This window comes from Chryseobacterium sp. CS2K3 (assembly GCF_059515185.1).
On the sequence record NZ_JCAKRW010000004.1, the window covers coordinates 115,461 to 128,553 of the forward strand.

Sequence of the window (13,093 nt, forward strand, 5' to 3'; positions counted from 1 at the left end):
ATTATAATACCATTCCTGCTTACAACTACTTTTGCACTGTTAATCAAAATAAATATAACGATGAATTACACCATTAAAAAAGCAAGTCTTGAGGATCTTAATGAAACGGCAGAATTATTTGATCTCTATCGTGTTTTTTACAGACAAGAGTCTGATGTAGAAAGAGGTAAGGCTTTTCTTAAAGAGAGATTTTTAAACAGTGAATCTGATATTTTCCTTGCCTTAGTGGATGGTAAAGCAGTCGGATTTGTGCAGCTTTATAAGCTATTTCATTATACAAAACTGCAAAAGCAATGGTTGTTGAGTGATCTTTTTGTACATCAGAATTATAGAGGGAAAGGACTTTCGGTAGCTTTAATTGACCGTAGTAAACAATGGTGTGAAGAAACCGGAGCTTGCGGACTTATGCTTGAGACAGAAAAAACAAATGATATAGGAAATGCATTATACCCTCGCTGTGGATTTGAATATGATGGATTGCACAACTATTATCATTGGTGGAAATAATAATATGAAAAACCGGAAGTAAAGGAGAAAATTGTAGAAGCCATTTAATTTATTTAATAGAGAAATATCAATACATTGAGATTTACTTTTTGCTTAACTATAAGCTGTCCTGATTTCTGACAAGCGGATTCGTTTTTTACCTAAATCTAAGTAGTATTATTTCTACAAATCCGTTCATTTAATTCTACAGTTATTCTTTTATAGCTAGAATACAGAATCCTATTTTTGTACAGCTCTACAAGTCAAGGGTAGGACAGATGACTTTGTAGAGCTAAAGCAAAATTCTCTCCGCCTTATTTTCTACTTTTTCCCCAAGTTTTATGATTAGTACCACAAAACTGCTTTTGGCGGAGGTTTTTTGCACCAAATGAAAAGAGAACTGCAATTGCAGTTCTCTTTTTTATATTATTTTTTGTAGATTCTATTATTGAATCAGCTGATTATAAGGAGCCAGTTTATTGTCATCAGACATTGTTTCTCCCAGGAATTCTCTTTTCTGGTCAGCCTTCATTCTTCCCGCTGCATCATTTGCGTTGAAGTAAGCCTCACTCAATTTTGTTGCAATATCTGCCGGCTTAAAATCAAATTTTGTATCGCCTTCTACTCCCAGATATCCGTTCTTTTTCGTAAGGTTAGAGATATAGTTGCTATAATTAATGAATGTATTTCTAAGATATTGAGTATGATATTCCATACATTTTTTAGCCTTTTTTGAAGAGTTGTTCATAATACAGTTCTTCATATTGTTTCTGTATAAATACCACTCAGATTCTAAGATCCCATATTCTTTTCCCAATGCAATTTTTCCGTTGTTCACGATGTTGTTATCACCTTCCTTTGTGGCAATCGTTTGAAGATGTTGGATTACTAATGGAACGGTAGCCTCAATTTTTGATTTTGTATCCTTTAGCATGCTAAGATCAGCGGCAGGAGATTTTTTCTTTTGTGCTGTTGTAACGTTAAAAATAAGCAGCAGCAGTACAATCAATAAATTATATCTTTTCATGAGAAATTTTTAAGGCACTAAAATAAATATAATTTCCCGGTTTTAACAAATTCATTTTAATTTTCTTTAATAAAAATTAACAAGTTTTAAGAATTTATACCTAAATTTTCTTTTATTCTATGAATTAAGCAGATTGTAATTTCACTTTGTTAAAAAATTAATATATTTAATTTTTTTTATTTAATTGATTATTAAGCACTTATATCGTTTGAATAATCTATCACTAAAAAAATAGTTGTTAGATTGGATTTTATTTCTACATTTGTATAACTAATTTATTAGTGATACAAAATTTCATGGAGAATGTATCCTGATAATAATTAATTGACCGGATATGAAAAATCAGACGTTAACAAAGGCAGAAGAGCAGGTAATGCAGTATTTATGGAAACTGGAAAGAGGATTCCTTAAAGACATTCTTGATCTTTTTCCAGAGCCTAAGCCCCATACAAACACTGTATCTACGATCTTAAAGGTATTAAAGGACAAAGAATTCGTAGACTATGAAGTATATGGAAGACAACATGAGTATTTCCCGTTGGTTTCAAAAGAGCAATATTCCGGGAAAACCATGAAAAGTCTTGTGAAAAACTATTTTAAAGGATCTTATAAAAGTGCTGTTTCATTTTTAGTGGAAAAAAACGAAATGACGGTAGAAGACCTTGAAATGCTTCTGAACGAACTTAAAAAGAAAAACTAATAACCATGGAAACTGTATTATTATACTTTGGGAAAGTAATTTTATGTTCTGGTGTAATGTTTTTGTACTATCAGTTGTCTTTAAAAGACAGGACATTTCATCATTACAATAGATTTTATCTGCTGTCAGCAATTTTGGTACCGTTGCTGTTACCTCTTATCAAGGTAGAAGATTTTACAATAGAAGTGAGTAATGATATGTATTTGATTCTTGATAAAATTCAAAATTTTAACACAGAAAAAAGCTTAAACAATGGTTACCTTTATTTTAACATTATTTTTTCAGCTCTGGGACTGGTTTCTCTCTATTTTTTAGGGAAGTTGATCTACGGGATTTTTAAAATCCAGCAGTTCAAAACACAGTTTCAGAAAGAAAGTTTTGACGGAATCAATTTTTACCGTACAGACCTGACTGAAGCACCATTTTCATATTTTAAAAATCTTTTCTGGAAGAATACCATTACCTTGGATTCTGAAGTAGGAAAGCAGATTTTAAAACACGAAATGGTCCATATTGAACAGAAACATTCATTGGATAAGATTCTTATTGAAATCACTACTGCAATTTTCTGGTTCAATCCGTTTTTTCATATCATCAAAAGAGAAATTAACCTAATCCATGAATACCTGGCTGATAAAAAAGCCGTGAAGCATTCGGACACCAAAGCATTTGCGCAGATGCTTTTAGCAAGCCACTTTTCCGGAACACAGTTGCCTGCTGCCAGTCCGTTTCTAAGTTCAAACCTTAAAAAAAGACTTAAGATGTTACAAAAACCAAAAACCAAATTCGGGTATGCGCGTAGAATTCTTGCATTGCCGGTTTTATTTTCAGTGGCGTTTGCTTATCTGGTAAATGCTAAGAACAGAGAAATTGAAGAAACAAATCTTTCTATTAAAAGGGTAGTTTCAGAAATTAAAAAAGATACTGTAAGGGAAAAAACAGGACAGCAAGAATATAAAGGACTGCCTGATCCGGGAGAATCTCACAAACAACTGGATAAACTTCAGAAAGAGCTTGAAAAAAGACAAGAAGAACTAAGCAAGCTGGATCCTGAAAGTAAGGCTTACGAAAAGAAAATGGAGGAAATGGATGATCTGGTAGCTGAAATGACAGATATTACAGACGAATCCAGCAGACAGGTAGAAGAGTATTTCAATTCTGCGGAATGGAAAGATCAGATGAAGAAACTGGAAAATATGGATCCTCTTGATAAAAAAGAAATTCGCAGAATCAAGAGAGAAGCTGCCAAAGCTGCTAAAGAGGCAAAAAAGATAGGTAAAAATGCCGCGAAAATAGGATTAGAGGCTGAAAGAGTAGGAAGAGAAGCTGCAAAACAGGCAAAAATAGATGCCGAAAATGCCAGAAAAATTGGTGAACAAGCAAGAATAGATGGAGAAATTGCGAGAAAAGCAGGAGAGCAGGCTCGAATAATAGGAGAGAAAGTTCGTCAGGAAACAGAAAAGCAGTTCAAAAATATTGATTTTGTGAATGCAGGTAATGCCAAGTTAATGGTCGTAGAAGCAGATTTCATTAAAAAAGAAGGAAATGGAAATATTACGATGAATGGAGTGAAGAAATATAATATGGACGGCTTGGATGATGTGAAGTTCTTTATAGACGGCAGAAAAGCTTCTAAAGAAGAGTTTCGTATGATTAAGACGGAAAATATTGCAAGCATTAATGTTATCAAGGAAAATACCATAAGAGGCAGAGAAAGCGAAATAAGAATCGTGACAAAAAAATAAAACTCTAATAAGCTTTGTCAGGATACATTGGCAAAGCTTTTTTTAATATTCAGCTATGAAAACAAAAATTCTATTTTTTATGTTCCTGGGCGTATTGGCTCATGCTCAAACAAACAGGTTCTTTTATGAGTATAAATTTATTCCGGATTCCAATAATAAAGAAGATGTAAAAAAGGAAATGATGCTGTTGGATATTGATAAAAACGGATCAAGCTATTACAGCCATGATAAATTCGTGGCAGATTCCATCAGCAGGGCAGAACTTGAAAATCAGATAAAAGCCGGAAGTGGAAATATAAGCGTCAACAGAAGGGAAAAACCAGGGCAGGTCTCTTATAAAGTGACCAAGCAGTATCCTGATTTTAAAACTTATCTTTTCAGAAGTGTTTCTATGGATCAATATAAAATCAAAGAAGATAAAAAGCCTGATTGGAAGATCCAGCCTGAAAAGCAGAAAATAGGAGAATATAATACCCAGAAAGCAGTTACCACGTTAGGAGGAAGAGATTGGATCGCATGGTTTTCAACGGAAATTCCTTTTCAGGATGGTCCTTATATTTTCTATGGACTCCCTGGATTAATTGTAAAATTAGAAGATACTACCGGATCTCATAGCATGATGGTTGTAGGTAATAAAACTATAAAATCCAAAGATTCAGAAAAGGAGCTTCAGCTTCCTGACAATGTAAAAATATTAGGATTGGGAAGTAAAGAAATTGAAGTTTCAAAAGATCAGTTTAAAAAAGTTTGGAAAGCTTACGTGAATGATCCCAGCAAGAATATGAGAGAGTTGATGATGAAAAATGGAGGTGAATCAGGAACAAAAGTAGCTTTCAAAGTGAAAACATCAGATGGAAAAGAAATTTCAGATCCTAATCAGGTTTTCAGGGAAATGGAAAAACGAACAAAAGAGATGCTCAAAAAAGATAATAATCCGATAGAACCGGATCTGGTGAATTAATTATTTCATTTTTTACGTTAAATGCGTTCAACAGGATAATATATATCCTGTTTTTTTGCGTTAAATAGTAAAGCAATTATGATATTAAGCTGTGTTTTGATAAATATTTATATTTTTAGATAATCTTAAACTCAAATCTATAATTCTCTATGACAGAAAAGGAAAAATGTGCAGCAGGACTTCTATACAATGCTAATTATGATGAAGAACTTATTCATGAAAGAATTTCCTGTAAAGATCTTTGTCTTGAATATAATAGCTTAAAAAACTCTGATTCGGAAGGAAGAAGCAGGCAGATCAGAAGAATTTTAGGAAGTACAAAGGAAAACATTTGTATTGAACCTTCATTTTGGTGTGATTACGGATACAATATTGAAGTAGGAGAGAATTTCTATGCCAATCATAATCTTGTTATTTTAGATTGTGCTCCGGTAAAATTCGGGGATAATGTTTTTATCGGTCCGAACTGTAGCTTTTATACAGCTGGTCATCCATTAGATGTAAAACAAAGGAATGAAGGTCTGGAATATGCACACCCGATTAAAGTTGGAGATAATGTTTGGCTGGGAGGAAATGTAGTAGTGCTGCCTGGAGTTTCTATCGGAAACAATTCGGTGATAGGAGCAGGAAGTGTTGTGACAAAAGATATTCCTGATAATGTGGTGGCAGTAGGAAATCCATGCAGAGTTGTAAAAAATATTTCTCAAGAAAACTAAATGTACTTAATATAATCATGCAAAAACTAATCATCACTTTTATTCTTTTATTAGGGATAATGACGAAAGCTCAGAATCAGCGTTTTATTTACGAATACAAATATGTTTTAGATTCCACAGCCAAAGACAAACCCGAAACTGAAATAATGTTGCTGGATGTTATTCCGAAAGGATCAAAATTTTATAGTAAAGAAACTTTTGAAACAGATTCGCTTACAAGGGCTGCTATGGAGAAACAAATTCAGGCAGGAAGCGGACAATTGGATTTCTCCGGAATTAAAGACAAAGGTAAAGTGAGATATAGTGTTGAAAAAATGTATCCGGATTATTCAGTACTTTTTTTCAATAGTCTGTCTGCCGATGAATATATGGTTCAGGATAGCAGAAAGCAGGATTGGAAAATATTGTCAGATAAAGAAAAAGTGGGTGCTTTTATTGCTCAGAAAGCAGTTTGTAATTTTGTCGGAAGAAAATGGACAGCATGGTTTACCACAGACTTACCGATTCAGGATGGTCCCTATAAATTTTATGGGCTCCCTGGATTGATTGTAAAGCTTGAAGATGCTACACAAACCCATTCTTTTGAACTTAAGGGCAATACGAAGCTTCCGTCAGAATATGAATGGAAGAGCACTAAAGAAAAGGAAAGATTTAATCAGATTGTGACCTTGAATGAAACGAAATACAGGAAAGCATTTAAAGATTATCTTGCTGATCCTATGAAAAGTGAAAAGAATATGATAGCACGCGGCATTATTATTCAGGAAATAGATGACTCGGGAAAAGTAGTAGACCGTAAACCAGGTAAAAACGACAGAGAAGCAAAGCTGAAAAATGACCTTAAAAAACAAAATAACCTCATTGAACTGGATCTGCTGCGATAGATAAATGATAAAAATAAAATCCCGAAACATGGTTCGGGATTTTTTATAATTGAATAAGGATCAGTGATTATGCCAATTTCTGAGAATCTGCAATAAACTGAGCCAATCCGCTATCTGTTAATGGGTGCTTTAATAAGCTCAAGATCGGAGGAAGTGGAGATGTAATAACATCAGCTCCAATTTTAGCACAGTCGATGATGTGCATTGAATGACGGATAGAAGCAGCAAGGATTTCAGTTTCGAACATATAGTTATCGAAAATTAATCTGATTTCCTGGATAAGGTTTAATCCGTCTGTAGAAATGTCATCTAATCTTCCTAAGAATGGAGAAACATAAGTAGCTCCTGCTTTAGCCGCTAAAAGTGCCTGCCCTGGGGAGAAGATCAAAGTACAGTTCGTTTTGATTCCTTTATCAGAAAAATATTTTAAAGCTTTAATTCCATCTTTAATCATTGGAATTTTCACAACGATATTTTCGTGGATTGCAGCCAATTCGTCTCCTTCCTTGATCATTTCCTCGTACGTTGTAGAAAGTACTTCAGCAGAAATAGGTCCGTCTACAATCTCGCAGATCGCTTTGTAATGGTTTTTGATCGCTTCAGTCCCCTGAATACCTTCTTTAGCCATTAATGAAGGGTTGGTAGTTACCCCGTCTAAGATTCCAAGATCTTTAGCTTCCTTGATTTGCTCTAAATTAGCTGTGTCAATAAAAAATTTCATTTTGTTAAATAGATTTATTGATGCAAAGATAAGTGATTTAATTGAGTTCTGGGATATGATTTTTTGTACAGATTCGAGGTGCAAGATGCGCGGTTCGCGGTTGCTATATCTCCTAATAGCTAGAGCTGCGATCATCCTTAAACATGAAAATCAAACTTATAACTTATATTCTGAGGGTGATTTTTCAAAAAATAAAAGCAGAGTTTAAAAACTTTGTCTCATTATAGCAACAATTATTTAATTTTGACTTTAAATCCTAAACCATGAAAAATAGAACTTTCACAGCGACGCTTGAAATCATAGGAATTAATCCGTTTGTGTTTATCCCTGTAGAAATTCTGGAGGATATTTTTGAGAGCTCAGGAAGAAACAAAAGCCCTATTCCGGTGAAAGGAACGGTGAACGGAAAAGAATTTAAACAAAATCTGATGAAATATCTGGGCGAATGGAGGTTATATGTGAATTTGACGATGTTAAAAAACTCACCCAAAAGAATTGGAGAAATCATTGAAATAAAGGTAGAGTATGATAATTCGGACAGAAGCGTGATCATTCACCCTCAATTGGAACAGGCAATTCAAGAAAGTCCGCTAGCTTCCATTAATTTTGAAAAGCTGATTCCCTCAAGACGAAATGAACTTATTCGTTATATCAACCATCTGAAAACAGAAGCCAGTATTCAAAGAAATATTGAAAAAGTAATCCGGCATCTTCATGGGGAAACAGATTTTTATGGAAAATGGATTGATCGTAATCTGCCACAATAAAAAACAAAATCCGGAATATTCCGGATTTTGTTTTTCTTTATGAATTTAATGTTTTGCTAAGCTTTACAGCGTCCTGATTCGTCGGATCGTACTGTATAGATTTTGCGATATGTTCTTTTGCTTTAGCCGGATCACTTTGCTGTTCTGCAAATGCAATATAGAAGTAAGCGTAGGCAAGATTCTTCTTATTCTGTTCTACTTCTTCCGGTTTTACTGTAGCGATATACTTTTCGTAAGCCAGTTTTGCATTGGCATCATCTTTAGCAGATTGATAGGCATATGCCTGACTGTAATAAGATGGAGCCCAATCCGGCAGCAACGCAGAGATTTTTTTCCATGTATCAACAGCATTAGTCCAATCGGATGCTTCCTGATAAGCTGCTGCTAACTTTGCCAATGATTCTGTATCCTTTGGATTGGCTTCAATTTGTTTTTTTAGCCCTTCAATAGTAGGGTTGGATTGAGTAACTGCAGCAGTGGTGGCTGTAGTGCTAGCTGTATCCGTTTGAGTTGTTTGTGCATTTGCGAAACTTGCACCTCCCACAAGCATTAAACCTAAAAATAGATTTTTAATATTTACTTTCGACATTTTCATAATCTTATATTTTAAAATTCCGAAATCTAAAATTCAAGAATAATTCCATAAAACATCAAATTTTAGAGGCTTTAAGTTTTTTTAGAAAATATTAACGAGATCAATGTTTTTTTTAGGTTAATTTTTGATTCGTGTTTATCTTTGTAATTCGACTATTTTTATAAATCAATATAATTTCATTCTATGAACATCATATTAGCCTCTACATCCACACTTTTCGGTGGTGAATATCTTGAATACTTAAGAGCAGAATTAATCAAACTCTATACAGGAATTGACGAAATTGTGTTTATTCCTTTTGCAAGACCAGGAGGAATTTCTCATGATGAGTATACCGCAAAGGCACGTTCTTTCTTTGAAACCATCAATATAAAAGTGAGAGGTCTCCATGAATTTGAAGATAAAACTGAAGCTCTGAATCAGGCAAAAGGTTATTTTACAGGAGGCGGAAATACATTTTTACTGGTTAAAACATTACACGAAGAAGGCTTAATGTCTGTATTAAGAGACAATGTGATGAGTGGAAAAGCATACTTAGGATGCAGCGCAGGAAGTAATATCGGAGGGCAGAACATGAAAACGACGAATGATATGCCAATCGTTTATCCGCCAAGTTTTGACTGCATGGGGCTGGTTCCGTTCAATCTTAATCCGCATTATCTTGATCCAAATCCGGATTTGAAGCATAACGGAGAAACAAGAGAAACCCGTATCATGGAGTTCCTTACTCAGAATGATATGAAAGTTGTAGGACTTAGAGAAGGAAACTGGATTAGAAGAATCAATGACATCATTACCGTTGAAGGAAACGAATTGACAAGAATTTTTGAAAACGGTAAAGAGCCTTACGAAATAGAAGCGGGAAGTACCTTATAATGAAGCAGGACGACATCAATAGCTTTATAGAGCGCAATCTGAAGAATTTTTCAGTAAACAGTACCGGATGGAATGATCTTATCAGGCAAATGCTGTTTGAGCTGGCTGTAGGAGGATGGAATTTGAAGAATGACGTTTTTGGAGAAGAAAAATTCGGGAAATTGCACTGTTCTCTTTATTCTGAGAATGAAGAATTGAATGTCACACTTAAGATGATTAAGGATAAATATTCAAAACTTTCTCAAAAAACCTGTGAAATTTGTGGAAATGAAGGTAAAATAAGAACCTTTGATTCATGGAAAACGACTTTGTGTTTAAATCATTTTCTTGATCAGAATCCTGTTGTGGAAATAGATAATGATTTGAATATCAGGCGTAGTAATAAAACGGTATTAAACATTAAAGATGTCATTAAAACAGAAATAGAATTTGATCTACAGACTTTAAAACTTTATACAGAAACTTCATCGGATCGTGACGAAAGTTTTTCCTTTTCGTGGCAGGAACCCAATTATTATTTGCTTTTAAAAACAATTCCCGGGTATTTGCTTCCGGACGATATCCAAAATAGAATTACAGATTTGTTTCAAAACCTGAAGAATTGTGAAATCTGTGGTTATAAGGCACTTCATGAAAATTCTTGTCTGCGGTGTTGTCATGAAACATACGAAGAAGGTCAGGGGTATGAGAAAAAATCTGATTATATAAAAGATTGTCAAATGGATATTTTCATAGACGAAGAAGATTTTGAAAAATATTTTAAATATGACCGTTCTTTTGAAAAAGTTAATAACCATCAGATTCTTTTCACGCACAACGATCTCAATGAATATGAAAAGCTTTTATTTTAACTATATTTGATTAGAATTTAAATGAATAAAATCTGTTGCTAAGCTTTATTTGAATAAATAATTTCATCAAGGCAGACAGAATTTAGACTAAAACAACAATGCAATGAAAAAAACGCTTGCAGTTCTCACTCTTTCTGTACAAATGGTCTGTGCTCAGAATATAGCGCAGAAGCTTGATAAGGTAACAAAAGATCTGATGGATTCTTCAGGAGCTGTGGCTTCCGGTTTATCTTTCTATGTAGCAGATGAAAATGGTAATTTTATCTACGAATATCAAGGAAACAAAGGACTTTCTACAGCATCTACTCAAAAAATATTTACAGCCGGCGCTGCGCTGGAAACCTTAGGAAAAAATTATACATACACTACAACGTCCAGCTATTCCGGAAATATATCCGGCGGAACATTGAACGGAAATCTTTTTATCACTTCGAACGGAGATCCTACGTTGGGAAGCTGGAGATATGAAGCTTATAAACCCGAAAGTTTTAAAAAGAAACTCATCGATGCCGTTAAAAATTCTGGAATTACTAAAATTTCTGGAGACCTTGTCATCGATGATTCTTACTTTGATCATCAAACCATTCCCGGTGGATGGCCCTGGGATGATCTTGGGAATTATTATGGAGCAGGCGTGTGGGGAATCAATTGGCGAGAGAATCAGTTTGACATCAATATTAACGGAACAGATTTTAAAAGTTTCTCTTATCCTCTTGAGGATGTAAAATGGCTTAATGATTTAAAAGCCGGCGGAAGTTCCGATCAAAGTCTGATCTTCACGGCACCTCATTCTAATGTAGCGCTTATCAATGGAATGCTTCCGGCTGGAAAAACAGTGACGGTTTCCGGATCAACTCCTAATCCGCCCTTACAGCTGGCAGCAGAAGTTAAACAATGGTTGAAAGAATCAGGAGTAGAGCTTTCAGGAAAAGCTGTCACCAATTCACAACTTGAAATAGAGGGAAAACAGGCGTTGGAAGCTCCCAAAAATAATATTATTCTTACTTATCAATCTCCCACTTTGGACAAAATTGTCTATTGGTTTTTGAGAAAAAGCGTTAACCTCTACGGAGAAACTTTAATTAAAACTTTAGGAAAAGAAAAGAAAGGGAATCCAAGCTTTAAAAGTGGAGTATCCTATCTGAAAGAGTTCTGGAAATCAAAAGGTATAAACCCGAATATGATCAATTTCGCTGATGGTAGCGGACTTTCTCCTCAAAACTATGTGGCTGCAAAAGCAGAAGTTCAGGCACTTTTGTATGCGAAAAAACAATCATGGTTTGAATCCTATTATGATGGATTTCCGGTTCAGGACAACGGAATGAAAATGAAAAGCGGAACAATGAGAGATACAAAATCCTTTGCCGGGTATCATACCGCAAAAGATGGGAAAAAATATGTGTTCTCAATCATTATCAATAATTATCAGGGAAGCGGAAGTGCCGAGTTGCAGAAAATTCTTAATGTTTTAAAATAAAATCACTTGAGAAAATCCATACTGACCAGACTGAATAACTGGATTATCTTTGTTGTAATGACTACTTTGGTGATTGCCATTGTAGTATCTTCCACAGCGCTTATTAATTTTCTCAGAAAAGAAGAGATTAAAAGGATCAATCTACTCTCAAAAGCTATCAGAATTCAACAGGAGGTTAAAACTCCCGATACTGATGTTTTAGATTTATTGCCGGAAATTCTGAATATTAATAATACCATTCCTTTTATTGTAACGGATAAAGATAAAAAACCTATCCTTGATCTTGGATATTATCGCAATATTCCTGAAAGCACCATCAAGGACCCTGAAAAATTACACGATCTGATTGTGAATATGGAGAGAAATTATGCTCCTATTGAGATTAAAGTTCCGGATGGAAATAATCAGTTTGTGTATTATGATAACTCACGTTTGCTTAATAATCTTCGGTATTCACCTTATATTTTAGGATTATTTATTCTGATGTATTTCGGATTTACATTCTGGTTTTTTAGAACTATTAAAAAGACTGATGAAGGATATCTCTGGGCTGGTCTTGCTAAGGAAACGGCACATCAGATTGGTACGCCTTTATCCTCCATGATCGGCTGGATGGAAATCATGAAGCTGGAAAGTCCTGATTCTGATGGTATACATGAAATAGAAAAGGATATCGAAAGATTGAGAACCATTTCAGAACGTTTCTCAAAAATTGGTTCCGTCCCTGAGCTGAATGATATGAATTTCAATGAAACAATTCAGGAAAATTACGATTATCTAAAAACAAGAATTTCAAGAAAGGTGGATTTTACTCTTCATCTTCCGAATTATACTCTTTTAGTGCCGCACAATAAAATTCTGATGAGCTGGGTGATAGAAAACCTTGTGAAAAATGCCGTAGATGCTATGAAAGGAGAAGGGGCTATTGTAATGTCTGTATTCGAAAGAAATAAAAATATTTTAGTTGAGGTAAAAGATAACGGAAGCGGAATGACAAAGCAACAGGCAAGAAATGCCTTTAAACCTGGCTATTCTACCAAAAAAAGAGGTTGGGGGCTGGGATTATCATTGGCACAAAGGGTCATTCATGAATATCATAACGGAGACATTAAGATCTCTCAGACTGAAGTAGGAAAGGGAAGTACCTTTAGAATTACAATAAGAAAAGGAGATGCCTAATCTGGAAATAATGAATTTGAATTTTAAACCTATAAGGTTTGATATTATAAAAGAAACTTTCAATATTTGGATCAGTCTATTTTCTACGAAATGTATGATAAAAATAAA

At 34.4% G+C, this 13,093-nt stretch carries 14 protein-coding genes; 11 read left to right on the forward strand and 3 right to left on the reverse strand.

The window, feature by feature from the left end:
• Positions 1 to 60: 60 nt before the first annotated feature.
• Positions 61 to 507, forward strand: a complete 447-nt coding sequence (locus AC5YGG_RS07925; RefSeq protein WP_496144269.1) for a GNAT family N-acetyltransferase — start codon at positions 61 to 63, stop codon at positions 505 to 507.
• A gap of 424 nt (positions 508 to 931) precedes the next feature.
• On the opposite strand, the gene AC5YGG_RS07930 is transcribed toward AC5YGG_RS07925, so the two are convergent.
• Complete coding sequence (locus AC5YGG_RS07930; RefSeq protein WP_496143987.1) at positions 932 to 1,513, reverse strand: hypothetical protein; 582 nt, start codon at positions 1,511 to 1,513, stop codon at positions 932 to 934.
• A gap of 334 nt (positions 1,514 to 1,847) precedes the next feature.
• Between AC5YGG_RS07930 and AC5YGG_RS07935 the strand changes: the two genes are divergently transcribed.
• The 5 genes from AC5YGG_RS07935 (at position 1,848) to AC5YGG_RS07955 (ending at position 6,519) form a co-directional block, all read left to right on the forward strand.
• Entirely contained in the window at positions 1,848 to 2,213 is a 366-nt protein-coding gene (locus AC5YGG_RS07935) for a BlaI/MecI/CopY family transcriptional regulator (RefSeq protein ID WP_496143988.1), read from the forward strand.
• 5 nt (positions 2,214 to 2,218) lie between these two features.
• On the forward strand, positions 2,219 to 3,958 hold the full coding sequence (locus AC5YGG_RS07940) for a M56 family metallopeptidase (protein ID WP_496143989.1): 1,740 nt from the start codon (positions 2,219 to 2,221) through the stop codon (positions 3,956 to 3,958).
• A gap of 55 nt (positions 3,959 to 4,013) precedes the next feature.
• A complete protein-coding gene (locus AC5YGG_RS07945) occupies positions 4,014 to 4,919 on the forward strand; it encodes a GLPGLI family protein (protein WP_496143990.1) in 906 nt (301 codons plus the stop codon).
• A gap of 149 nt (positions 4,920 to 5,068) precedes the next feature.
• A complete protein-coding gene (locus AC5YGG_RS07950; RefSeq protein ID WP_496143991.1) occupies positions 5,069 to 5,635 on the forward strand; it encodes a sugar O-acetyltransferase in 567 nt (188 codons plus the stop codon).
• 17 nt (positions 5,636 to 5,652) lie between these two features.
• Positions 5,653 to 6,519 carry a GLPGLI family protein gene (locus AC5YGG_RS07955; RefSeq protein ID WP_496143992.1) on the forward strand — a complete coding sequence of 289 codons (867 nt, stop codon included), beginning with the start codon at positions 5,653 to 5,655 and terminating at the stop codon, positions 6,517 to 6,519.
• Positions 6,520 to 6,586: 67 nt separating this feature from the next.
• Here the strand turns inward: AC5YGG_RS07955 and fsa are convergent, their stop codons facing one another.
• Positions 6,587 to 7,240, reverse strand: coding sequence for a fructose-6-phosphate aldolase (gene fsa / locus AC5YGG_RS07960; RefSeq protein ID WP_496143993.1), 654 nt, complete (start codon positions 7,238 to 7,240; stop codon positions 6,587 to 6,589).
• A 263-nt stretch (positions 7,241 to 7,503) separates the two neighbouring features.
• On the opposite strand from fsa, the gene AC5YGG_RS07965 reads away from it, so the two are divergent.
• Entirely contained in the window at positions 7,504 to 8,007 is a 504-nt protein-coding gene (locus AC5YGG_RS07965) for a YdeI/OmpD-associated family protein (protein ID WP_496143994.1), read from the forward strand.
• Positions 8,008 to 8,044: 37 nt separating this feature from the next.
• Here AC5YGG_RS07965 and AC5YGG_RS07970 read toward each other — a convergent pair whose 3' ends face one another.
• Positions 8,045 to 8,602 (reverse strand): tetratricopeptide repeat protein, encoded by a 558-nt coding sequence (locus AC5YGG_RS07970; protein ID WP_496143995.1) that lies wholly within the window; start codon positions 8,600 to 8,602, stop codon positions 8,045 to 8,047.
• A 183-nt stretch (positions 8,603 to 8,785) separates the two neighbouring features.
• On the opposite strand from AC5YGG_RS07970, the gene pepE reads away from it, so the two are divergent.
• The 4 genes from pepE (at position 8,786) to AC5YGG_RS07990 (ending at position 12,985) form a co-directional block, all read left to right on the forward strand.
• The gene (pepE, locus tag AC5YGG_RS07975) at positions 8,786 to 9,478 is read left to right on the forward strand and encodes a dipeptidase PepE (RefSeq protein WP_496143996.1); all 693 of its coding nucleotides are present in this window, start codon (positions 8,786 to 8,788) and stop codon (positions 9,476 to 9,478) included.
• Positions 9,478 to 10,329 (forward strand): hypothetical protein, encoded by an 852-nt coding sequence (locus AC5YGG_RS07980; RefSeq protein ID WP_496143997.1) that lies wholly within the window; start codon positions 9,478 to 9,480, stop codon positions 10,327 to 10,329. Before pepE ends, AC5YGG_RS07980 begins: the two co-directional genes overlap by 1 nt.
• 103 nt (positions 10,330 to 10,432) lie before the next feature.
• Entirely contained in the window at positions 10,433 to 11,806 is a 1,374-nt protein-coding gene (dacB, locus tag AC5YGG_RS07985) for a D-alanyl-D-alanine carboxypeptidase/D-alanyl-D-alanine endopeptidase (RefSeq protein ID WP_496143998.1), read from the forward strand.
• A gap of 6 nt (positions 11,807 to 11,812) precedes the next feature.
• Positions 11,813 to 12,985, forward strand: a complete 1,173-nt coding sequence (locus AC5YGG_RS07990; protein ID WP_496143999.1) for a sensor histidine kinase — start codon at positions 11,813 to 11,815, stop codon at positions 12,983 to 12,985.
• The last annotated feature ends 108 nt before the right edge of the window (positions 12,986 to 13,093 follow it).

What these genes read in the sequence shown, in the direction of transcription:
- AC5YGG_RS07970 (WP_496143995.1), bottom strand. Translation starts at nt 8,602, where the DNA reads ATGAAAATGTCGAAAGTAAATATTAAAAATCTATTTTTAGGTTTAATG.
- AC5YGG_RS07930 (WP_496143987.1), bottom strand. Translation starts at nt 1,513, where the DNA reads ATGAAAAGATATAATTTATTGATTGTACTGCTGCTGCTTATTTTTAAC.
- AC5YGG_RS07940 (WP_496143989.1), top strand. Translation starts at nt 2,219, where the DNA reads ATGGAAACTGTATTATTATACTTTGGGAAAGTAATTTTATGTTCTGGT.
- pepE (WP_496143996.1), top strand. Translation starts at nt 8,786, where the DNA reads ATGAACATCATATTAGCCTCTACATCCACACTTTTCGGTGGTGAATAT.
- fsa (WP_496143993.1), bottom strand. Translation starts at nt 7,240, where the DNA reads ATGAAATTTTTTATTGACACAGCTAATTTAGAGCAAATCAAGGAAGCT.
- AC5YGG_RS07935 (WP_496143988.1), top strand. Translation starts at nt 1,848, where the DNA reads ATGAAAAATCAGACGTTAACAAAGGCAGAAGAGCAGGTAATGCAGTAT.
- AC5YGG_RS07965 (WP_496143994.1), top strand. Translation starts at nt 7,504, where the DNA reads ATGAAAAATAGAACTTTCACAGCGACGCTTGAAATCATAGGAATTAAT.
- AC5YGG_RS07980 (WP_496143997.1), top strand. Translation starts at nt 9,478, where the DNA reads ATGAAGCAGGACGACATCAATAGCTTTATAGAGCGCAATCTGAAGAAT.
- AC5YGG_RS07950 (WP_496143991.1), top strand. Translation starts at nt 5,069, where the DNA reads ATGACAGAAAAGGAAAAATGTGCAGCAGGACTTCTATACAATGCTAAT.
- AC5YGG_RS07925 (WP_496144269.1), top strand. Translation starts at nt 61, where the DNA reads ATGAATTACACCATTAAAAAAGCAAGTCTTGAGGATCTTAATGAAACG.
- dacB (WP_496143998.1), top strand. Translation starts at nt 10,433, where the DNA reads ATGAAAAAAACGCTTGCAGTTCTCACTCTTTCTGTACAAATGGTCTGT.
- AC5YGG_RS07955 (WP_496143992.1), top strand. Translation starts at nt 5,653, where the DNA reads ATGCAAAAACTAATCATCACTTTTATTCTTTTATTAGGGATAATGACG.
- AC5YGG_RS07945 (WP_496143990.1), top strand. Translation starts at nt 4,014, where the DNA reads ATGAAAACAAAAATTCTATTTTTTATGTTCCTGGGCGTATTGGCTCAT.